The sequence below is a fragment of the Microvirga alba genome (assembly GCF_015694465.1).
In the GTDB taxonomy this organism is placed as follows: Bacteria; Pseudomonadota; Alphaproteobacteria; order Rhizobiales; family Beijerinckiaceae; genus Microvirga; species Microvirga alba.
Genome location: NZ_JADQDO010000002.1, coordinates 792,619 through 809,507 on the forward strand (window position 1 = coordinate 792,619; position 16,889 = coordinate 809,507).

Here is a 16,889-nt window from a genome sequence, read left to right on the forward strand (position 1 = left end):
TCCGCGAAAGCCGAGGACGAAACAGCCGCCGCTGAAATGAATAGACATGAAAGTGCTAACGTTACTTTTCGTTTAGTCACACTGCATTCCCTTGTTGTTATGCAAGGGCGTGCAAACTGTAGCCTAATGGGGCGAGAATAAGACAGGCCAAGCTTCAGATATAGGCTGGCACGTCAAAATTCTTGGCTGGTTTTCTGGCGTAAACGCCGCCGAGCTATAGGGAAATTCGGTCTTCTACTAGCCCCGAACAGGCTGCGTCGTTTTGTTACTTTCAGCTGGTGGAACAATTGGGAACAAACAGGGGGCGGATCCCTCGCTCGGCCACGCTTGACAGCATTTTGGGAGTTTTGCGAGCGCATCGATGCCGACACGGCAACCCGCTCTAGGTTCCCCTTGGAGGTTGCCCTCGGGCCGCCAATCGGGTAGGGAGATAGCCTAGGCTCATCGCCTCAAGCACCCGTAGCTCAGCTGGATAGAGCGTTGCCCTCCGAAGGCAAAGGTCACACGTTCGAATCGTGTCGGGTGCGCCAGTCTTAAGCTTTTGAAATGCTTGGGATTGGCTTCGAGAGCCGCCCCCGAGAAGTCGCTGAAAACACCCTCCTGTCACAGCAAATGTCACAGTTGAGGTGGAACGCGCACTATGGCGACGATCCGTAAGCGGGGGGCCTCTTGGCAGGTCCAAGTGAGACGCGAGGGTCACCCTCCCATTTCCAAGAGCTTTGCTCGCCAAAGCGAGGCAGCGGCTTGGGCTAGGAGCATTGAAACCCAGATTGATCGCGCCGAGCGAGCGCCATCCAATCGCGACCTCGACAAGACAACGGTGGCAGACCTCCTGACGCGTTATGAGAGCGAAGTTACACCCACGAAACGAGGCGAACGGGCCGAACGTTCGCGCCTGAAGGTCCTCCAACGCCATCCCATCTCAGAGCTGTGCGTTGGGGAGCTCTCGGGAGCCGCCGCCGCAAAGTACCGGGATGACCGCCTGAAGCTCGTTAAGCCCGCGTCCGTTCGTCGTGAGTTGGTCATTTTGCGGCATATGTTTGAGGTGGCTAAAGCTGAGTGGAACATGCCCTTAAGGAGCAACCCGGTTCACGCTATCAAACTTCCTAAGGATTCTAAGCCCAGAGACCGACGCCTTGCCCCCGACGAGGAGGGTAAACTCATAGAGGCGATTGGGGAGAGGTCCGCTTGGTATCTGCGACCGTTCATTTTGCTGGCGGTTGAGACCGGAATGAGGCGCGGAGAGCTTCTGTCAGTCCGGTGGCGCGATGTAGATGTGGAGCGGCGAACGGTAAAGTTAGCCCACACAAAGAACGGCGATCCGCGCACAGTTCCGTTGAGCCCGCGAGCGTTGGAAGTTCTGTCATCACTAGTGCGAACCGAAGAACGCGTATTCCCAATTAAAGCCAATGCCCTCAGATTGGCGTGGGGGCGGTTGAGGAAGAGGGTCGGAATGGAGGACCTCAGACTCCACGATCTGAGACATGAGGCTGTGTCACGTTTCTTTGAGCATGGTCTCTCGACACCAGAGGTCGCACTCATATCCGGTCATCGAGACCCCCGGATGCTCTTTCGATATGCCCACCCGCGCCCTGAGGATATCGCTCAGAAGCTCAACCGGGCCGGTTAGCTCAAAGCCTGATGGGGCTGGAAGTCACTCGGCTCTCGTCGGTCCAACAACACCGACAAGACCTTTAGCTCTGATTTTGAAGATACCCATGCCACCCATCGCGTGGGGGGCCGAGTTTACAGTGGCGGGGCTCACACTCGGACTGAAGGACCTCCTTACGAGGACCCGGTTAGAAGCTGGTGTTGGTTAACGAGCGTCACTGCTGCATCACGTCCAACAACCAACAAACCCTTTAGCTGTTTTTTGGAAGCATAGGGCGGCAGCGTAACTGCGCAATCTCAGACCCGCTTGCCTTACCCAGAACTGCCTTCCGCGCCACTTGCACTTGCAAAGCCGATTACCTACCTTGGCTGTGGGTTGAACTTGGGGCTGATATGAGTGACGAAGTCTATACCGATGCTTCAGACGATGCATTCGTCAAGCAGAAATACTCCCTGACTCTGAAGGGTGGCGGCCTAACTTTGGAGCGCCAAGTCGATGAAAACACTGCTCTTGCAATCCTCCAGATCAGTATGGGCGGGGCTGCACCTGTTCCAGGTCTATCCGTAACGCCGAAGCCTACGCCACCTGTAGCCCATGCCCCATCCCTTCAGCCTGTGGAAGTTCAAGGAGAGCAGCGTCTCTCCCTTCGCAACTACTTCGACCAAGTTGGTGCGAAGAATAACCTCGCAAAGATAGTCGCTGTTGGCGCGTACTTAAGAGAGGTTGATGGTCAGACCGAGTTCTCAAGAGAGGATATTGCGGCTGGCTTTCGGAACGCACGAGAAATCGTTCCGGGGAACCTCCCTCGCGATGTAGGCAAGGCCGTCCAAGCCGGGTGGATTGCCGAGGACCCCCGAAGCAAGAATCAGTTCTACGTCACGGCTGTCGGAGACGATGCTCTCAGCTCAGGCTTCGAGGGCACGCGGGCCTCCAGTAGCCGCAAGAAACGGGGTAAGAAGGCAAAAGGGGGCGGTCAACAATCCGCCAGTGAGGGCGAATGAGTTCAAGCCCGCATGTTGAGGTATTCCGCGGGCTCGACACTTCGGAGTTGCCTGACGTTCACACACTTGCAACCGATCGCCTTCAAGTCCTCTGGATACTCGTTGCCGCGAAATGGGGCGGCGCTGCTATAAGCCTGACGGCGGGGGAAATCTCCGATGTTCTGCAGAACGTTTGCGGAATCGCGGTTTCACGGCAACGCGTTAGCGCAATTCTCTCGACCGAGAGGCAGTCTACTTCTCGCGCAGGACGTAAAGCACCTGCCCGGTTTCAGGTCATGAAAAAAGGAGAGGACGAACTTCTTGGCAGTGGGCTCAGCCCCCTGTTCATCGACCCCACACAGGCTTTGAGCAGCATTCGCAAATTGGAGGACGTTCTATCTCAACTGAGTGGCGAGGTCCGAGTTTGCGACACCTACATCAACAATCATACCATCGACTATTTGGCCCTTTGCACGAAATCCACATCGATCAAACTGCTCACGGAAAACATCCAAGAGAGCAATAAGCTGAAGCGCGACTTGGCTGCGTTCACAAAGGAACACTCGACCCCGTTAGAGATTCGCCAAGCCTCACCAGGACAACTGCACGACCGATATTTTATCCATCAACACGGTCTTCTTTTGGTCGGTGCCAGCTTGAAGGATATCTCGAAGAAGCAAAGCATGGTTGTGTCGCTGTCGCAGAATTTCGCCCGTGAAATGGCGCGGGCGTTCGATGGAATCTGGAGTCGCGCCAACCGTTTCCCATAGTCGGCCTCGCCATTAGACCTTGGCCATGTGGCATGAGCCTCCGTGGATGATTTTGTCTGCCACAGAAGTCACCCTTGATTTTTGGCAGACACTATGCCGTTATGTTTAAGATCCTAATGGCGGACAAACATGACAATGCTGGTGGGCTACGGACGAACAAGCACCCTCGACCAAGTGGCGGGTTTAGAAGCCCAAGAACGTGACCTGAAGGCTCTTGGGTGCGATAAACTCTTCCTTGAACAAACCTCCTCGGTGGGTCCAAGGGAGTCACTGGAGGCAGCCCTTGAGTATGTCCGGGAGGGAGACACCCTTTTTGTCACCAAACTGGATCGCCTTGCGCGTTCGGTGGTTCATCTGGGGCACATCATTGCCGCCCTGGAAGCCAAGAAGGTGAGCCTCCGCATCCTTGATCTCGGCATCGACACCAACACCCCAACCGGAAAACTCATGCTGAACGTCCTGGGCAGTGTCGCACAGTTTGAACGGGAGATGATGCTGGAGCGGCAACGGGAAGGGATCGCCAAGGCCAAGGCTGAAAGGAAGTACAAGGGGAGAGCCCCCACCGCGCGGGCGAAGGCGGATCAGATTAGGGCTTTGGCCTCCCAAGGGGTGCCGAAAAGAGAGATCGCGAAACAGCTTGGCGTTGGCGAGCGGTCGGTGTTCCGCATTCTTTCGGACTGACCATCCCGAGACCATAGGTAGATATCATTGATTAGCATTCAATCAAAGGTTGGGTCTATGCCGTCTTATGAGACGCCCAATTTTTTCTCCACATAACCCTTTGATATTGCACAACAACACAATCAAAATATGCCCAGATCCTACGCTTTTGGACAAAGGCGCGTTCGGGCTTAGGGGCCTGTGATCCTTCTAGGAAAAACGCGGGCTAGGAGACACAGGGGCCTTCGACACGACCAAGCTTGCCTCAGCTTCGTCAGGGTGGCCACCGATGGTGTGGTCCAGTCTTGACCACCTTGGACTTGGACCTAGTGCTCTAAGAACCTTGCTCAGTAAGGGTTTCAGGCACCGAGTCTTAGAAGGGGAAGGTAGAATAATCAGGGTGTCCACCCCGTTGTTTTTCACCTTCAGCTTCATCAACACAGCCAGCACCTAAGCCTTAATCAGATTGGTCACCACAATGATCAGTCAGGAAGCGCATTGTCCTCAGTGAACGCTATAAATCCTAACAGAAGACAATATGATTACAATAATCGACTCGATCATGGGGTCTGGGAAAACGACCTTTATGATCAACTATATGAACGATACCTATAAGAACTACTTGGGAAAGTGTATCGATGACCTGGGACGCCTAGCTCCAAGGTTTCTTTATGTGGCCCCGGTTCTCTCTGAGGTGGACCGCATCAGTCAGGCGTGCCCCCAGTTGAACTTTCGTGTCCCCCAACCCGTCAAAGGGAGGAAACTGAACCACCTTGCCTCCTTAGTGAACCAGGGGGCCAACATCTGCACGACCCACGCTCTGTTCGCGTTGCTCACGAGAGACATCTACGAGAGCCTCAAGGACCAAAATTACATCCTTGTGATCGATGAGGCGTTGGACAGTGTGCATATGTTTGAGGGGCTATCGGCCTCCGACAGAAACCTCCTGCTCAAGGATGGCCATTTGTACGTCGAACCTGAGACCAATAGGCTTCGTTGGAACAACAGGGACCATGGTCGCTACGCAGGGAAGTTCGATGCAATCAAGAACCTCTGTGACAACGGTAATCTGATCAACTTCGATGGCGTGTTGATCTGGGAGTTCCCTGCGGATTTCCTTCAGTGCTTCAAGCAAGTGTTCGTCCTCACCTACATGTTTGAGGGCTCTCCCATGGCCGCCCACCTGAAGGGAGCGGGGCTGCGCTATGATCTCAATACCTTGGAGGATGGGGACCTTGTGTCATGGTGGGACCACTGTGACGAGGCCGAGGTGAAGGCGAAGCTTAGGAACCTGATTTCTGTCTATGAGGGATCGGCCAACAACTGGGGCGCTTCACGAGGACGATCCAACCCTTTCTCCGTTGGTTGGCTTAAGCGTAGCGAAGGCGATCTCAGAGCAATCAGAGCGGTTCTTGAAAACTGGTTCAAGAAAGGAGCCGAGACACCGACAAGTGCTAACGCGTGGACCACCTTCAAATCAGCGAAGAGGCGCTTGTCGGGGGCACGGTATGCAAGGGGCTTCATCCCCTGCAATGCTAAGGGCACCAATGATTACATCGAGAAGCGGTCCTTGGCCTATCTGTGTAACATCTTCTACAATCCCATGATCAAACGGTATTTTCATGATCGCGGGATCGAGGTTCAGGAAGAGCTTCACGCCCTCTCCGAGATGATCCAGTGGATTTGGCGCAGTCAGATCCGAAGAGGCGACCCGATTACCATCTTGATACCGTCCGAACGGATGCGAAGTCTGTTCAAGAGGTGGTTAGCCGCCTCCCATGTGGCCGAGCTCATCGACCAAGATAGCAGATTGGCCGCTTAAACGTCCCGCGTCCTCCAAACACCTTCCTGAGCCGGTGACCCTTGTCGGTCCCGGCTTTTTTTCATGTCCACAATCCAAATTTGAGAAAAAGAATGAACATCACCGTCCGTCCAGTAGGCCGCGGGGGGCGCTACGCTGCGCTCCTCGGAACCCGTGAGCTTTGTGTAAGCCACACGCCCTTCTTCACCGCCGCTCGCGTCCTCCAAAGAGAAGGCTTTCCCGATGACGAGCCGATCAACATGAGTCACGAAGGCTCCTCCATCATTTCCATGAGGAGTACCATCAGAGAGGCCGCCAGTTTGACAGTGAGGGAAAACGACCACGACGACATCTGCATCGCCCCTTACACTGAGGGGCCACCTAGGATGCCATTTCCCTCCGTAGGGGTTCACCAAGGACAGGCATTTGTCGCTCTCGGGTAGGTAAGTGGCCCAACACCAAACCGCCTGTCCTTGAAGTTCAATCGCCACAACGATGAGCCTTCGCAGGGCCGAAGAACAGCGGATGACTAGCGTGCGTGGCCTGTCACATTCCTTGTCACAGTGACGAGCAATAACGCCCATCGAACGTCACGGCGATATCCTAAGACCCCCTTGAAACTCCCGCGATACCTCAATAGCATCGCAATCGTGACAAATGGGTTTTCCCGTTGGTTTCAAAGGGGTTTCTTAGGTCTCCTATCGCCCGCGCTAGGTAGGTCCTACGCTCAGCCAGCCGACCATCGAATTGTGTTGCCGCCCTCCGAAGGCAAAGGTCACACGTTCGAATCGTGTCGGGTGCGCCACTTCCAACATCACCCAGACCGAGCTGAGCGGTATCCCGGTCCCCTGTGATGGGCCCCTTTCAATCCCCAGCGCGATCGCCCAGGCGGTCCTCGACGTAGAAGCGCAAGACCGCGACTCTTCCGATCGCGACCAATGGCGTCGCGAGAGCCATGCCGATGACGCCGAAGAGTGATCCGAAGATCATGATCGCGACGAGTGTCCAGGCTGGCGGCAGTTGCAGCGCCTCGCGGTGGACGAGAGGACCAATGACGTAGCCGTCGAGATTCTGGATCAGAAAATAAACGATCATCGCCCAGGCGAGGACCGAGGTTCCCAGGGGCATGGCGACGAGGGCAACCGGCACGCTCGCCACGAAAGGTCCGATATAGGGGATGAAATTCGATAGGCCGGCTTGAAGAGCGAGCAGAAAAGCGCCCGGGAGGCCGACGAGGTAGAGGGCAAGCCACATGGTCCCCACGACCAGGGCCACCCGCACGAGTTGGCCGAGAAGCCATCCGCGCAGCACTTGCCCCATCTCATCCATGACCTGCCGAACGCGCCCGCGAGAGGGGATCGGCACGAGGCGGAGAATACCGTCGCGATAAGCGCCCGGGTCGGCGGCGAAGAAGAGGCCGAGACACAGGATGACGACCGCGTTGATGAGGAGGCCGGACGCTGTGCCGATGGCCAGATGGACGTGGCCGAAGAGTTGGCCGGGGTCGGGCAGAAGGCGAGAGAAGTCGCGACCGCCTTCGGGGCCCAGCAGGTCGATCCCGAACGCTGTCAGGCGGTGCTGCAGGACGTCGATCTGGGCATCCATGACATTGATGAGGAAGCGCGCCTGCTCGGGAATTTGGCCAATTCCCCTGCTGACCGCGATCCCGAGCACGCCCGCCAGAATCAAAGAGACGGCCGTGAGGCGCCAGGCCCGTCTTACGGGAAGGATCTTGCCGAGCCCGTGCGCGCAGGCATCAAGGAAGGAGGCGAACAGAATGCCTGCGAAGACGAGAAGCACGCTTCCGGCATTCATCCAGAGGAGCGCCAGGCTGAGGCCCACGGCCATGACGGTGAAAACCACCGCCAGAATGCTCCGCCGTTGCGGTTTGTCTTGCGTCTCGCCTATCCGGACAGGCGAAGGACTATCGGTCCTCATCGGTGCGATCCCCAATCGAGCCTCTTGGGCGATCATACCATTACCGAAGGGGATTTTTATCAGGAGTCCATCCCGCGCGGTTGACGCTCCCGGATTAGTAGTGTGGCGGTGGAGGTTCCCGGTGCGGGACAAGCCCCGCACTGTCCTCGGCTTCCTGCAGGCGATCGCGGAGGTTCGCGAGCTGGCGGGTCAGGCTGTCGATCTGCTTCCACTGGGCCGTGACGGTCTTGTTCAGGTCCTCAATGACCTCCTCCTGGTGGGTGAGGCGCATTTCCAGCCGGTCGATGCGGGCATTGAGGGCTTCGGTGTCAGTCATCGATGTGGGAATCCCTCTGCTGGGCCGAGGAACTCGAGCGTTCCGTAAGCCCATGGCCGAGCGCGGTGCGCTCATCGAATACGAAGCATTCGCCGTTCCAGCGGCTCTGTGTCTGCGGAATTTCTTCCAGGTATTTCAAGATGCCGCCCTTGAGGTGGAAGACCTCCTCGAAGCCCTGCGAGAGCATGTAGGAGCTCGCCTTTTCGCAGCGAATGCCCCCGGTGCAGAACATCGCGACCTTCTTGTGCTTCGTGGGGTCTAGCTGCCGCTTGACGAAGTCCTTGAACTCGCTGAAGCGCGCGGTGTTGGGGTCGATCGCCCCATCGAAGGTTCCCATCGCGACTTCGAACTGGTTGCGCGTGTCGATCAGCACGAGATCGGGCGTTTCGAGCAGCGCGTTCCAGTCCGCAGCATCGACATAGGTTCCCACATTCTTCGTGGGGTCGGTCTGAGGATCGCCGAGGGTGACGATCTCCTTCTTCAATCGGACCTTCAACCGTTGGAACGGCATGTCCGCGGCGGTTGAGAACTTAAGCTCCAGATTGTCGAGGCGACCGCCAAAAAGGGTTCCGTTCACCAGTTCGGCGACAAGGGCGTCGATGGCGTCGGCGGTTCCCGCGACAGTGCCGTTGATCCCCTCCTGGGCGAGGAGGAGCGTGCCCTTGATCTCGCGGGCGGCGCAGATCGCCTGCAGCGGTTCCTGAAGGTCGCGGAAGTCCGGCAGCGAGACGAATTGATAAAGGGCAGCGACTTTGTACGTCATCGTCGTGATCTATCAGCCGGACGACGGATGCGAAACCCGTCCGCCCGGTTCTCGTTGTCGCTTCGCGCGGGGTTTGCCTTACGCCAGCATCCAGGCGTGAGCCGGATCGTTGTGGAATTTCCAGATCCGCTTCGGGCCGGCCATCACGTTGAGATAATAAAGCTCATAGCCGTGCGGCGCGCCGACGGGGTGATAACCCTTCGGCACCAGCACCACGTCGCCGTCGCTCGCCGCGAGCGTCTCGTCGAGGGAGCGGTCGTCCGTGTAGACCCGCTGCAGCGCGAAGCCCGAGGGCGGGTTGAGGCGGTGGTAGTAGGTTTCCTCGAGGAAGGATTCGTTCGGCAGGGCGTCGCGGTCGTGCTTGTGGGGCGGGTAGCTCGACCAGTGGCCGGAAGGTGTGATGACCTCGACGACGAGCAGGCTTTCCGCCGGTTCCGTCTCGGGCAGGATGTTGCGGACATGGCGGGTATTGGTGCCCTTGCCACGGGTTTCCTGCCCGACCTGATCGGGGCGGATGACGCGCGGTGGCAGCTTGCCCTCGCCCGGCGCGGTGCAAATTGCGATCTCGCAATCCGTTTCCGCCTTGAGCGCCCATTCGGAGCGCGCGGGCGCATAAAGCGACCACGGGTCCGGCTCGAAGGGCGACTTGCGTCCGCCGATCACGCCGAAATCCTGTCCGCCTGCGGAGGCATGCGCCTTGCCGGAAAGCATGACGATGCAAGCCTCCCGGTCTCCCGTCGCCTGTTTGAGGCTCTGCCCGCTTTTGAGCTGGTAGACCTCGAAGCCGACATAGGTCCATCCGGCCGAGGCCGGGGTGACGGAATGGATGCGTCCGTTCGTGTCGGGCTTGGATGGTTTGACGAGGAGGTTCGACATCTCAAAGGTTCCTCTTGCCTTTTTTCCCTCCTCCTTGCGGGGAGGGGTTAGGGGTGGGGGTGTCGGCGCCGACATTGGGAAGGAGGGCGCTCATACCCCCTCTCCAACTCTCCCCCACAAGGGGGAAGAGGGTTGGTTGCGCTTGATCTCAGGCCTTTGCCAAGCCCTCGCCTGGCTTTATCGCAACCCGGCTTCCTTCAGGAAGCGGGTCAGGTTGGCGTAGCCCATCTTGGCATAGGTGAGCGGGTGCGCCTTCTTCGGGTCCTGCTCGGCCTCGATCACGACCCAGCCGCTATAGCCCGGCAGTTCCTTGAACACGGAGACGAAATCCACCATGCCGTCGCCCGGCACCGTGTAGACGCCCTCGATGACGGAATCGAGGAAGCTCCAGCCGCCCGCCTTCGACTGCTCCATCACGGCCTTGCGCACATCCTTGGTATGGACATGGCTGATGCGGTTCCTGTAACGGCGGGCGAGCGCCGCCGGGTTCGCGCCGCCCCAGGTGGCGTGGCCCGTGTCGAGCAGCAGATGCGCGGCTTCGCCGGTCGAGGCCATGAAGGCGTCGATGTCCGATTCCGACTCCACGATGGTGCCCATGTGATGGTGATAGACGAGGCGCACGCCCTCTTTCAGGGTCTGCTCCGCAACCTGTGTCACGCGACGGCCGAACTCGGCCCAGTCGCCGTCCTTCATCACGGGGCGCTGCGACAGGGGCTTCGAGCGGTCACCATGGATGGCGTTCGACGTCTCGGCGAAAACGAGCACGTTCGAGCCCATGGCCTTCAACAGGTCGAGATGCGCACGCAGGTGCTTCATTTCTTCATCCGCGTCGCGCTTGAGAAGCTCGGCGGAGTACCAGCCGGAGACGCAGGCCATGCCGAAGGGCGCGAGTGCCTTCTTCAAGGCTTCCGGCTCGCGCGGAAACTTGTTGCCGAGTTCCATGCCCTCAAAGCCGGCTTCCTTGGCTTCTGCCAGACAGACCTCGAGCGGCGTCTCGCCGCCGAGTTCCAGCATGTCGTCGTTGGACCAGCCGATAGGATTTGCCCCGATGCGGATCGTCATCTTCGTTTCTCTCTTTCTTCTTGATCAGTCGCCCACCCGCTGCGCGGCGAGTGCGGTTTCATAATTCTTGCGCGCCGTGTTGACCTGCTCACGGGTCGAGACCTCCGGCACCGCTACATCCCACCAATGACCACCGGCATCGGTGGAGATCAATGGATCGGTGTCGATCACGATGACCGTGCTGCGGTCGGTGCCGCGCGCCTTCTTCAACGCGTCTTCCAATTCCGCGATGCTCTTCACCTTCATGGATTGCGCGCCGAGGCTAGCCGCATGCGCGGCAAAGTCGATGTTCGGCAAGGTCACGTGGTTCGTGTGCTGCAACAGGTTGTTGAAGCTCTCGGACCCCGTCGCGCGTTGCAGCCGGTTGATGCAGCCATAACCGCGATTGTCGAGAAGAACCACGATGAGCTTGTGGCCGAGCATCACGGAGGTCGCGAGTTCGGAATTCATCATGAGATATGAGCCGTCACCCACCATCACGATAACTTCGCGGGAGGGGTCGGCCATCTTCACGCCGAGGCCGCCCGCGATCTCGTAGCCCATGCAGGAATACCCGTATTCCATGTGGTAGCCGAGGGCTGTGCTTGCCTTCCAATGCTTGTGCAATTCGCCCGGCAGGCCACCCGCCGCGCACACCACCACGTCGGTGGGTGAGGAGGTGCGCTGCACCGCGCCGACGACCTGCGCGTCAGAGGGAAGCTCCGCATTGGTCGCGTCGGTATAACGCGCGGATGCTGCGAACCAGCAGGCCTTCTCGTCGCGCGCCTTCGTGGTCCAGGCCTCGGGAGCCTTCCAGCTTTGTAGCGCCGCGCTCAGTTCCTCAAGTCCGACCTTAGCATCCGCCACCAGGGCTTGAGCATTGTGCTTCGTGGCATCGAACGTCTGCACGTTGAGGCCGACGATGCGGCGGTTCGGGTTCTTGAACAGGGCCCAGGAGCCGGTGGTGAAATCCTGCAAGCGGGTGCCGACGGCAATCACCACATCCGCTTCTTCAGCGAGCGCATTGGCAGCACCAGTGCCGGTGACGCCGATGGAGCCCAAGCAGGTCGGGTTGTCGTGAGCTAAGCTCGATTTGCCGGCTTGCGTCTCGCCGACGGCGAGGCCGTGTTTTGCAGCGAAATCGGCAAGCACCTTTTCCGCGCCTGAGTAGAGCACGCCGCCGCCCGCGATGATGAAGGGCTTCTTCGCGTTGCGGATCAGTTCTGCCGCTTGCGCCAGCTCGTCCGCGTCGGGACGAATGCGGCGCGGCGTCCAGATTTTTTCGGCGAAGAAGCTCTCGGGATAATCGTAAGCCTCGGCCTGTGCGTCCTGGCACAGGGCCAGCGTCACTGGTCCGCATTCGGCGGGATCCGTGAGAACACTCATGGCACGTTGCAGCGCTGGGATGATCTGTTCCGGCCGCGCAATGCGGTCGAAGTAACGCGAGACGGGCTTAAAGCAGTCATTGGCCGAAACCGTGCCGTCGGAGAAACCCTCGATCTGCTGCAACACCGGATCGGGCCGGCGGTTGGCGAACACGTCGCCGGGCAGAAGCAGCACGGGCAGGCGGTTCACATGCGCGACGGCGGCGGCGGTGACCATGTTGGTTGCGCCGGGGCCGATGGAAGTCGTGCAGGCCATCATGCGCCGACGACGCGAGGCCTTGGCGAAGGCAATCGCCGCATGCGCCATGCCCTGCTCGTTATGGGCGCGATAGGTCGGAAGCTGCTCGCGCACCCCGTGCAGGGCCTCGCCCATGCCCGCCACGTTGCCGTGGCCGAAGATGGCCCAGACGCCCGCGAAGAGCGGCAGGATTTCACCATCGATTTCGGTTTTCTGCGCCACCAGAAAACGGGCGACGGCTTGCGCCATGGTGAGGCGGATCGTGCTCATGCGTGCTCCATTCGAGTCGCGGCGTCGGCATGCGGCGGACGCAGTTTTTTCAAAGATTCCGGGAGGCTGTTCGTCATCCACGCCGACAAGGCGGCGCGATGCCGGTGCAGCAAAAGCCCTGCGGCGATGATGAGAATGCCGATGAGGGACAAGGCGAAGGGAAACATCAGCGAGTCCTTGAACACCTTGTTCGCCAGATGGCCGAGATACATCGACACGCCGATGGCTCCGAACAGGGCATAAGGCCGCCGCATCAGGAAGACGGAGAGAAACACGAGGCCCACATTGATGAGGCAGTAGATCGCCTTGCCGATTTCGCTCGAACTGTCCGATGCCGTCAGGCCGCCCCAGAAGGCCAAAAGACCGCTCAGGTGAAGCCAGAACGCGAAGTCGCGCTTTTGGTCGCGCTTGAGATCGACGAACCATGCGACGCCGAGAACGACGAGCCCGAAGGCCATCGAAACGATGCGTCGCGCTCTCCAAGAGTCCGACCAGTCCAGCTCGCGCCCCTGAATTATCCAGGGCGTCAGATCCATGGACATAAACCACAGCGACACGGCGATCACCGCGACGATGAAAGGGAAGGGATAGAAGCGCAGTGCAATGAGACCGGCGACGATGGTTGCAACTTCCATCGGCAACCAGCTGCTTTTCACCCAGACATAGAAGTCGCGATAGCGCTCCGGCTTGCCTGCGGTGTCCCAGAATCCATAGGTTTCCTGGATGCCGTAGACTGCAAGCGGAATCATCGCGACGGCGACCGCGATCAGCAATCCGCCCGGCGTTTCGAGAGCGCGGCGATTCCAAAGGTGATGACCCGCGAGCACGAAGAGCACCGCGTAGATCAATGCGGTCAGGGTCAGCGCCTTGCCGCCCATCTGCTCGAAAGCGAGCGTGGAAAAGAGACCCATCGCGCCCATGACGATGAGCGCGCCGGCATACCAGAGGATGTGAACGAGATCGAAGCGGACGGGCTGGGCAGGGTTCGGTGCGTCGGCGTCGCGCGTTGCAGCACGTGCGCGCAACACGGCGACCAACCCGTCGAGCTGCTCCTCGCGAAGCGCCACGGCGCGCCCGGCTTGTCTGACGTCGTCTTCCGTGAAAGACATCACACGCTCCGTTCAGGCCGCCTTTGAGCGGCCGGCCACCCGTTGCCAGGCATCGACGAGGCGCTGGAAGCGGCCCGCCATGTCGGCGATGGCGGCCTCGTCCGAGATCTCGCCCTTGAGCCAGCGGCGCGCGGCATCGTTGAAGATGGTGCGACCGACGGCAAAACCCTTCACCTGCTTCTCGCTGGCGGCGGCGGCGAAGGCGGCTTCCAATTCATCCTCCGGCGCTTCCAGGCCGAGGAGAACGATGCCCCGGCAATAAGGGTCGTTCTTGGAAATCACGCTGCCCACCGCATGCCAGGCCGCCACATCCCGCTGCGGCTCGAGCTTCCACCAATCCGGCTTGATGCCGAGATCGTAGAGGCGTTGCATCACGATGGCGACCGTGTCGGTTTTCAACGGCCCGTTCTTGCCCGCGATGATCTCCACGAGCAATTCCCGGCCGATGCTTTGTGCGGCGTCGTAAAGGCGCAGCAATTCCCGCTCCTGGCGTGCCTTCAGTTCGGGCGCATCATCGGGATGGTAGAAGCACAGGCATTTGATGGTCTGCCCCACCGGCCATTCCACAAGCTTCGCGCCGAGGCTGCCGCCGCCCTCGAAATCGAGCGGGCGCGAGCCGGGGAATTCCACCGGGCGGCCGATCCAGAAGGGATGGTCGGCAGCGCGGAACAGGGCCTCGCGGCCATATGTGCCATCGAGAAGCATGCCGAAACCGGGGCGGCCATCAGCCACCCGCGCGGCGGCTTCTACGGCCAGCACCTTGAAGGCCGGGATGCGATCGATAGATGCGCCGACATCTTTCGCCATCGCCTCCATCTGCATGCGATGGTCGATGGCGAGCGCCATGAGCGTATCGGGGCCGGGACGGCGGGTCGTCGCCCAGTGGATGTGGTTGATGTCCTGGTCGAACCGCAGCGCCTTGTGACGGCTACCCACTTTCAGGAAATGCTGCAATTCCGGGAAAGTCGGGATCTCGGGCGAGCAGAGCAGCCGCGACACCGCGAAAGCGCCGCTGGCATTGGCATAGGCGCAGCAGGTTTCGAGTTTCTCGTCCCTCAACCAGCCGCGCAGGAAGCCGGAGAGGAAGGCGTCCCCCGCGCCAAGCACGTTATAGACCTCGACCGGGAAGCCGGGGCCCTTCACGCCCTTGTCCAAGGAATCCGGGATTTCGGCCGGAAAGACCACGCAGCCCATGGGACCGCGCTTGCAGACGATGGTGGCTTTCGACACCGCGCGAATGGCGCTGATCGCTTGAAGCGTATCCTCGGACCCGCCCGCGATGTGCAACTCCTCTTCCGTGCCGACGATGAGGTCGCACTGGCCGAGGATGGGCGTCAGGTGCTCCGTCACCGAATCCGAGCGCACATAGCGTGATTCGCCCGCGCCGTGGCCGAGCAGGCCCCAGAGGTTCGGGCGGTAATCCACATCGAACACCACTTTGCGGCCATTCGCCTTGGCGATGCGGATTGCTTTTTTCTGCGCGGCGGCGGTGCTCCCGCGGGAGAAGTGCGTGCCGGTGACGACGATGGCGGCGGCGGAGGCGATAAAGGCCTCGTCGATGTCATCTTCCGTCAGCGCCATGTCGGCGCAGTCGGCGCGATAGAAAATGAGCGGGAAGGAATGCTCGTCGCGTACGCCGAGAATCACGAGGGCGGTCAGGCGCTCCTTGTCGGTGACGATGCCTTGCGTCGCAACGCCTTCGCGCTCCATCTGCTCACGGATGAAGCGGCCCATGGCCTCGTCGCCGACCCGGGTGACGAGACCCGATTTCAGGCCGAGCCGGGCTGTGCCGATGGCGATGTTGGCCGGGCAGCCGCCGACGGCCTTCGAGAAGGAGGCCATGTCCTCCAGACGTCCGCCAACCTGCTGGCCGTACAAATCGACCGAGGAGCGGCCGATGGTGATCACATCCAGGGTCGGCTTCATGCTAGTCCTCCTGCCTGCGGAGCCGGTCGTCGGACCGTCTTCAAGCCTTATCGCGGCTCTTGCAGCTATAGAATGTTTATTCTATTAGCATCTTGTGCTGGAACATCAATTCCAAATTTGCCGTAAGCCGGCAAAAGACATCGGGGGAAACATGATCAGGATCGCCGTTTTGGGCGCGGGCCGCATCGGCCGCATTCACGGGCGCAACGCCGCCAATCATCCGGACGCCCGCCTCGTGGCGGTCGCCGATCCGCATGCCCCCTCCGCGCAGGAGCTGGCGGCGGCGACGGGCGCCGAAGTCGCGTCCCTTGAGACCATCGTCGAGCGTTCCGACGTGGACGCCATCCTCATCTGCACGCCCACCACGACCCATGCCGATCTGATCGAACGCGGCGCGCGCGCCGGCAAAGCGGTGTTCTGCGAAAAGCCGGTCGATCTCTCGAGCCCCCGCATCGAGACCTGCCTCGGCGTGGTCGAGAAGGCGGGCACGCCGCTGATGATCGGCTTCAACCGCCGTTTCGATCCGAATTTCGCGTCCTTGCGCAAGCGCCTCGCGGACGGCGAAGTGGGCGAGGTCGAACTCGTCACCATTCTCTCTCGCGATCCCAATCCGCCGCCGGTCAGCTACGTCCTGACCTCGGGCGGCCTGTTCCGGGACATGATGATTCACGATCTCGACATGGCCCGCTTCCTGCTGCTCGGCGATGAGCCGGTGGAAGTGCACGCGGTCGGCTCCTCCCTCGTCGATCCGGCCATCGGCCAGGCGGGTGATGTCGATACGGCGGCGGTGCTGTTGAAGACCGCCAAGGGCCGCATCGTGCAGATCTCCAACTCCCGCCGCGCGACCTATGGCTATGACCAGCGCATCGAGGTGCACGGCTCGAAGGGCATGATCCGCGCGGGCAACGTCCACCGCACGACCGTTGAAGTGGCGAACGGCTCCGGTGTCACCGCCGATCCGGTGCAGGACTTCTTCCTGCAGCGCTATGCGGATGCTTACAAGGCCGAGTTCGACGCCTTCATCGAAGGCATCAAGACGACTCGCAAGTTCGAGCCGACCGGTCAGGACGGCCTGAAGGCGCAGCGTCTCGCGGATGCTGCGACCGAGTCCGCACAGACGGGCAAGCCGGTTAAACTTTAAAGAACCGCGATCTCCGCGATGCGATGGCCGGGCATGTCCCGGCCATTCTTTCTTTGCGCCGGG

The 16,889-nt window shown here is 60.1% G+C and carries 14 protein-coding genes and 1 tRNA gene; 7 read left to right on the forward strand and 8 right to left on the reverse strand.

Translation table 11 applies throughout. The annotated features are described in order from the left end of the window. Positions 1 to 453 precede the first annotated feature (453 nt). The 6 genes from I2H38_RS08005 to I2H38_RS08030 all read left to right on the forward strand — a co-directional run bounded on the left by I2H38_RS08005 (position 454) and on the right by I2H38_RS08030 (position 5,844). Positions 454 to 530 (forward strand) — tRNA-Arg (locus I2H38_RS08005). A gap of 110 nt (positions 531 to 640) precedes the next feature. Next, positions 641 to 1,630, forward strand: coding sequence for a site-specific integrase (locus tag I2H38_RS08010; RefSeq protein ID WP_196271276.1), 990 nt, complete (start codon positions 641 to 643; stop codon positions 1,628 to 1,630). Positions 1,631 to 2,004: 374 nt separating this feature from the next. Next, on the forward strand, positions 2,005 to 2,613 hold the full coding sequence (locus I2H38_RS08015) for a hypothetical protein (protein WP_196271277.1): 609 nt from the start codon (positions 2,005 to 2,007) through the stop codon (positions 2,611 to 2,613). Beyond that, positions 2,610 to 3,362 (forward strand): hypothetical protein, encoded by a 753-nt coding sequence (locus I2H38_RS08020; protein ID WP_196271278.1) that lies wholly within the window; start codon positions 2,610 to 2,612, stop codon positions 3,360 to 3,362. The genes I2H38_RS08015 and I2H38_RS08020 overlap by 4 nt, the downstream gene beginning before the upstream one ends. Before the next feature lie 135 nt (positions 3,363 to 3,497). Then, positions 3,498 to 4,043 (forward strand): recombinase family protein, encoded by a 546-nt coding sequence (locus tag I2H38_RS08025; protein ID WP_196271364.1) that lies wholly within the window; start codon positions 3,498 to 3,500, stop codon positions 4,041 to 4,043. Between the two features lie 577 nt (positions 4,044 to 4,620). Further along, the gene (locus I2H38_RS08030) at positions 4,621 to 5,844 is read left to right on the forward strand and encodes a hypothetical protein (protein WP_196271279.1); all 1,224 of its coding nucleotides are present in this window, start codon (positions 4,621 to 4,623) and stop codon (positions 5,842 to 5,844) included. 843 nt (positions 5,845 to 6,687) lie between these two features. Here I2H38_RS08030 and I2H38_RS08035 read toward each other — a convergent pair. From I2H38_RS08035 to I2H38_RS08070, 8 genes are all read right to left on the reverse strand, one after another. After that, positions 6,688 to 7,761: an AI-2E family transporter gene (locus I2H38_RS08035; protein ID WP_196271280.1), complete on the reverse strand. Its 1,074-nt coding sequence runs from the start codon at positions 7,759 to 7,761 to the stop codon at positions 6,688 to 6,690. A 94-nt stretch (positions 7,762 to 7,855) separates the two neighbouring features. Continuing rightward, positions 7,856 to 8,077, reverse strand: a complete 222-nt coding sequence (locus I2H38_RS08040; protein ID WP_196271281.1) for a SlyX family protein — start codon at positions 8,075 to 8,077, stop codon at positions 7,856 to 7,858. Then, positions 8,070 to 8,840, reverse strand: a complete 771-nt coding sequence (gene trhO / locus I2H38_RS08045; RefSeq protein ID WP_196271282.1) for an oxygen-dependent tRNA uridine(34) hydroxylase TrhO — start codon at positions 8,838 to 8,840, stop codon at positions 8,070 to 8,072. The genes I2H38_RS08040 and trhO overlap by 8 nt, the downstream gene beginning before the upstream one ends. Positions 8,841 to 8,918: 78 nt before the next feature. Next, positions 8,919 to 9,716: a 5-deoxy-glucuronate isomerase gene (gene iolB / locus I2H38_RS08050; protein ID WP_196271283.1), complete on the reverse strand. Its 798-nt coding sequence runs from the start codon at positions 9,714 to 9,716 to the stop codon at positions 8,919 to 8,921. Positions 9,717 to 9,893: 177 nt separating this feature from the next. Continuing rightward, a complete protein-coding gene (gene iolE / locus I2H38_RS08055; protein ID WP_196271284.1) occupies positions 9,894 to 10,778 on the reverse strand; it encodes a myo-inosose-2 dehydratase in 885 nt (294 codons plus the stop codon). A gap of 24 nt (positions 10,779 to 10,802) precedes the next feature. Beyond that, positions 10,803 to 12,650 (reverse strand): 3D-(3,5/4)-trihydroxycyclohexane-1,2-dione acylhydrolase (decyclizing), encoded by a 1,848-nt coding sequence (gene iolD / locus I2H38_RS08060; RefSeq protein WP_196271285.1) that lies wholly within the window; start codon positions 12,648 to 12,650, stop codon positions 10,803 to 10,805. Further along, positions 12,647 to 13,759 carry a hypothetical protein gene (locus tag I2H38_RS08065; RefSeq protein WP_196271286.1) on the reverse strand — a complete coding sequence of 371 codons (1,113 nt, stop codon included), beginning with the start codon at positions 13,757 to 13,759 and terminating at the stop codon, positions 12,647 to 12,649. Before I2H38_RS08065 ends, iolD begins: the two co-directional genes overlap by 4 nt. Positions 13,760 to 13,771: 12 nt before the next feature. Further along, positions 13,772 to 15,685, reverse strand: a complete 1,914-nt coding sequence (locus tag I2H38_RS08070) for a bifunctional 5-dehydro-2-deoxygluconokinase/5-dehydro-2-deoxyphosphogluconate aldolase (RefSeq protein WP_196271287.1) — start codon at positions 15,683 to 15,685, stop codon at positions 13,772 to 13,774. 151 nt (positions 15,686 to 15,836) lie between these two features. Here I2H38_RS08070 and iolG point away from each other — a divergent pair, with 151 nt between their 5' ends. Continuing rightward, the gene (iolG, locus tag I2H38_RS08075; protein WP_196271288.1) at positions 15,837 to 16,826 is read left to right on the forward strand and encodes an inositol 2-dehydrogenase; all 990 of its coding nucleotides are present in this window, start codon (positions 15,837 to 15,839) and stop codon (positions 16,824 to 16,826) included. Positions 16,827 to 16,889 lie beyond the last annotated feature (63 nt).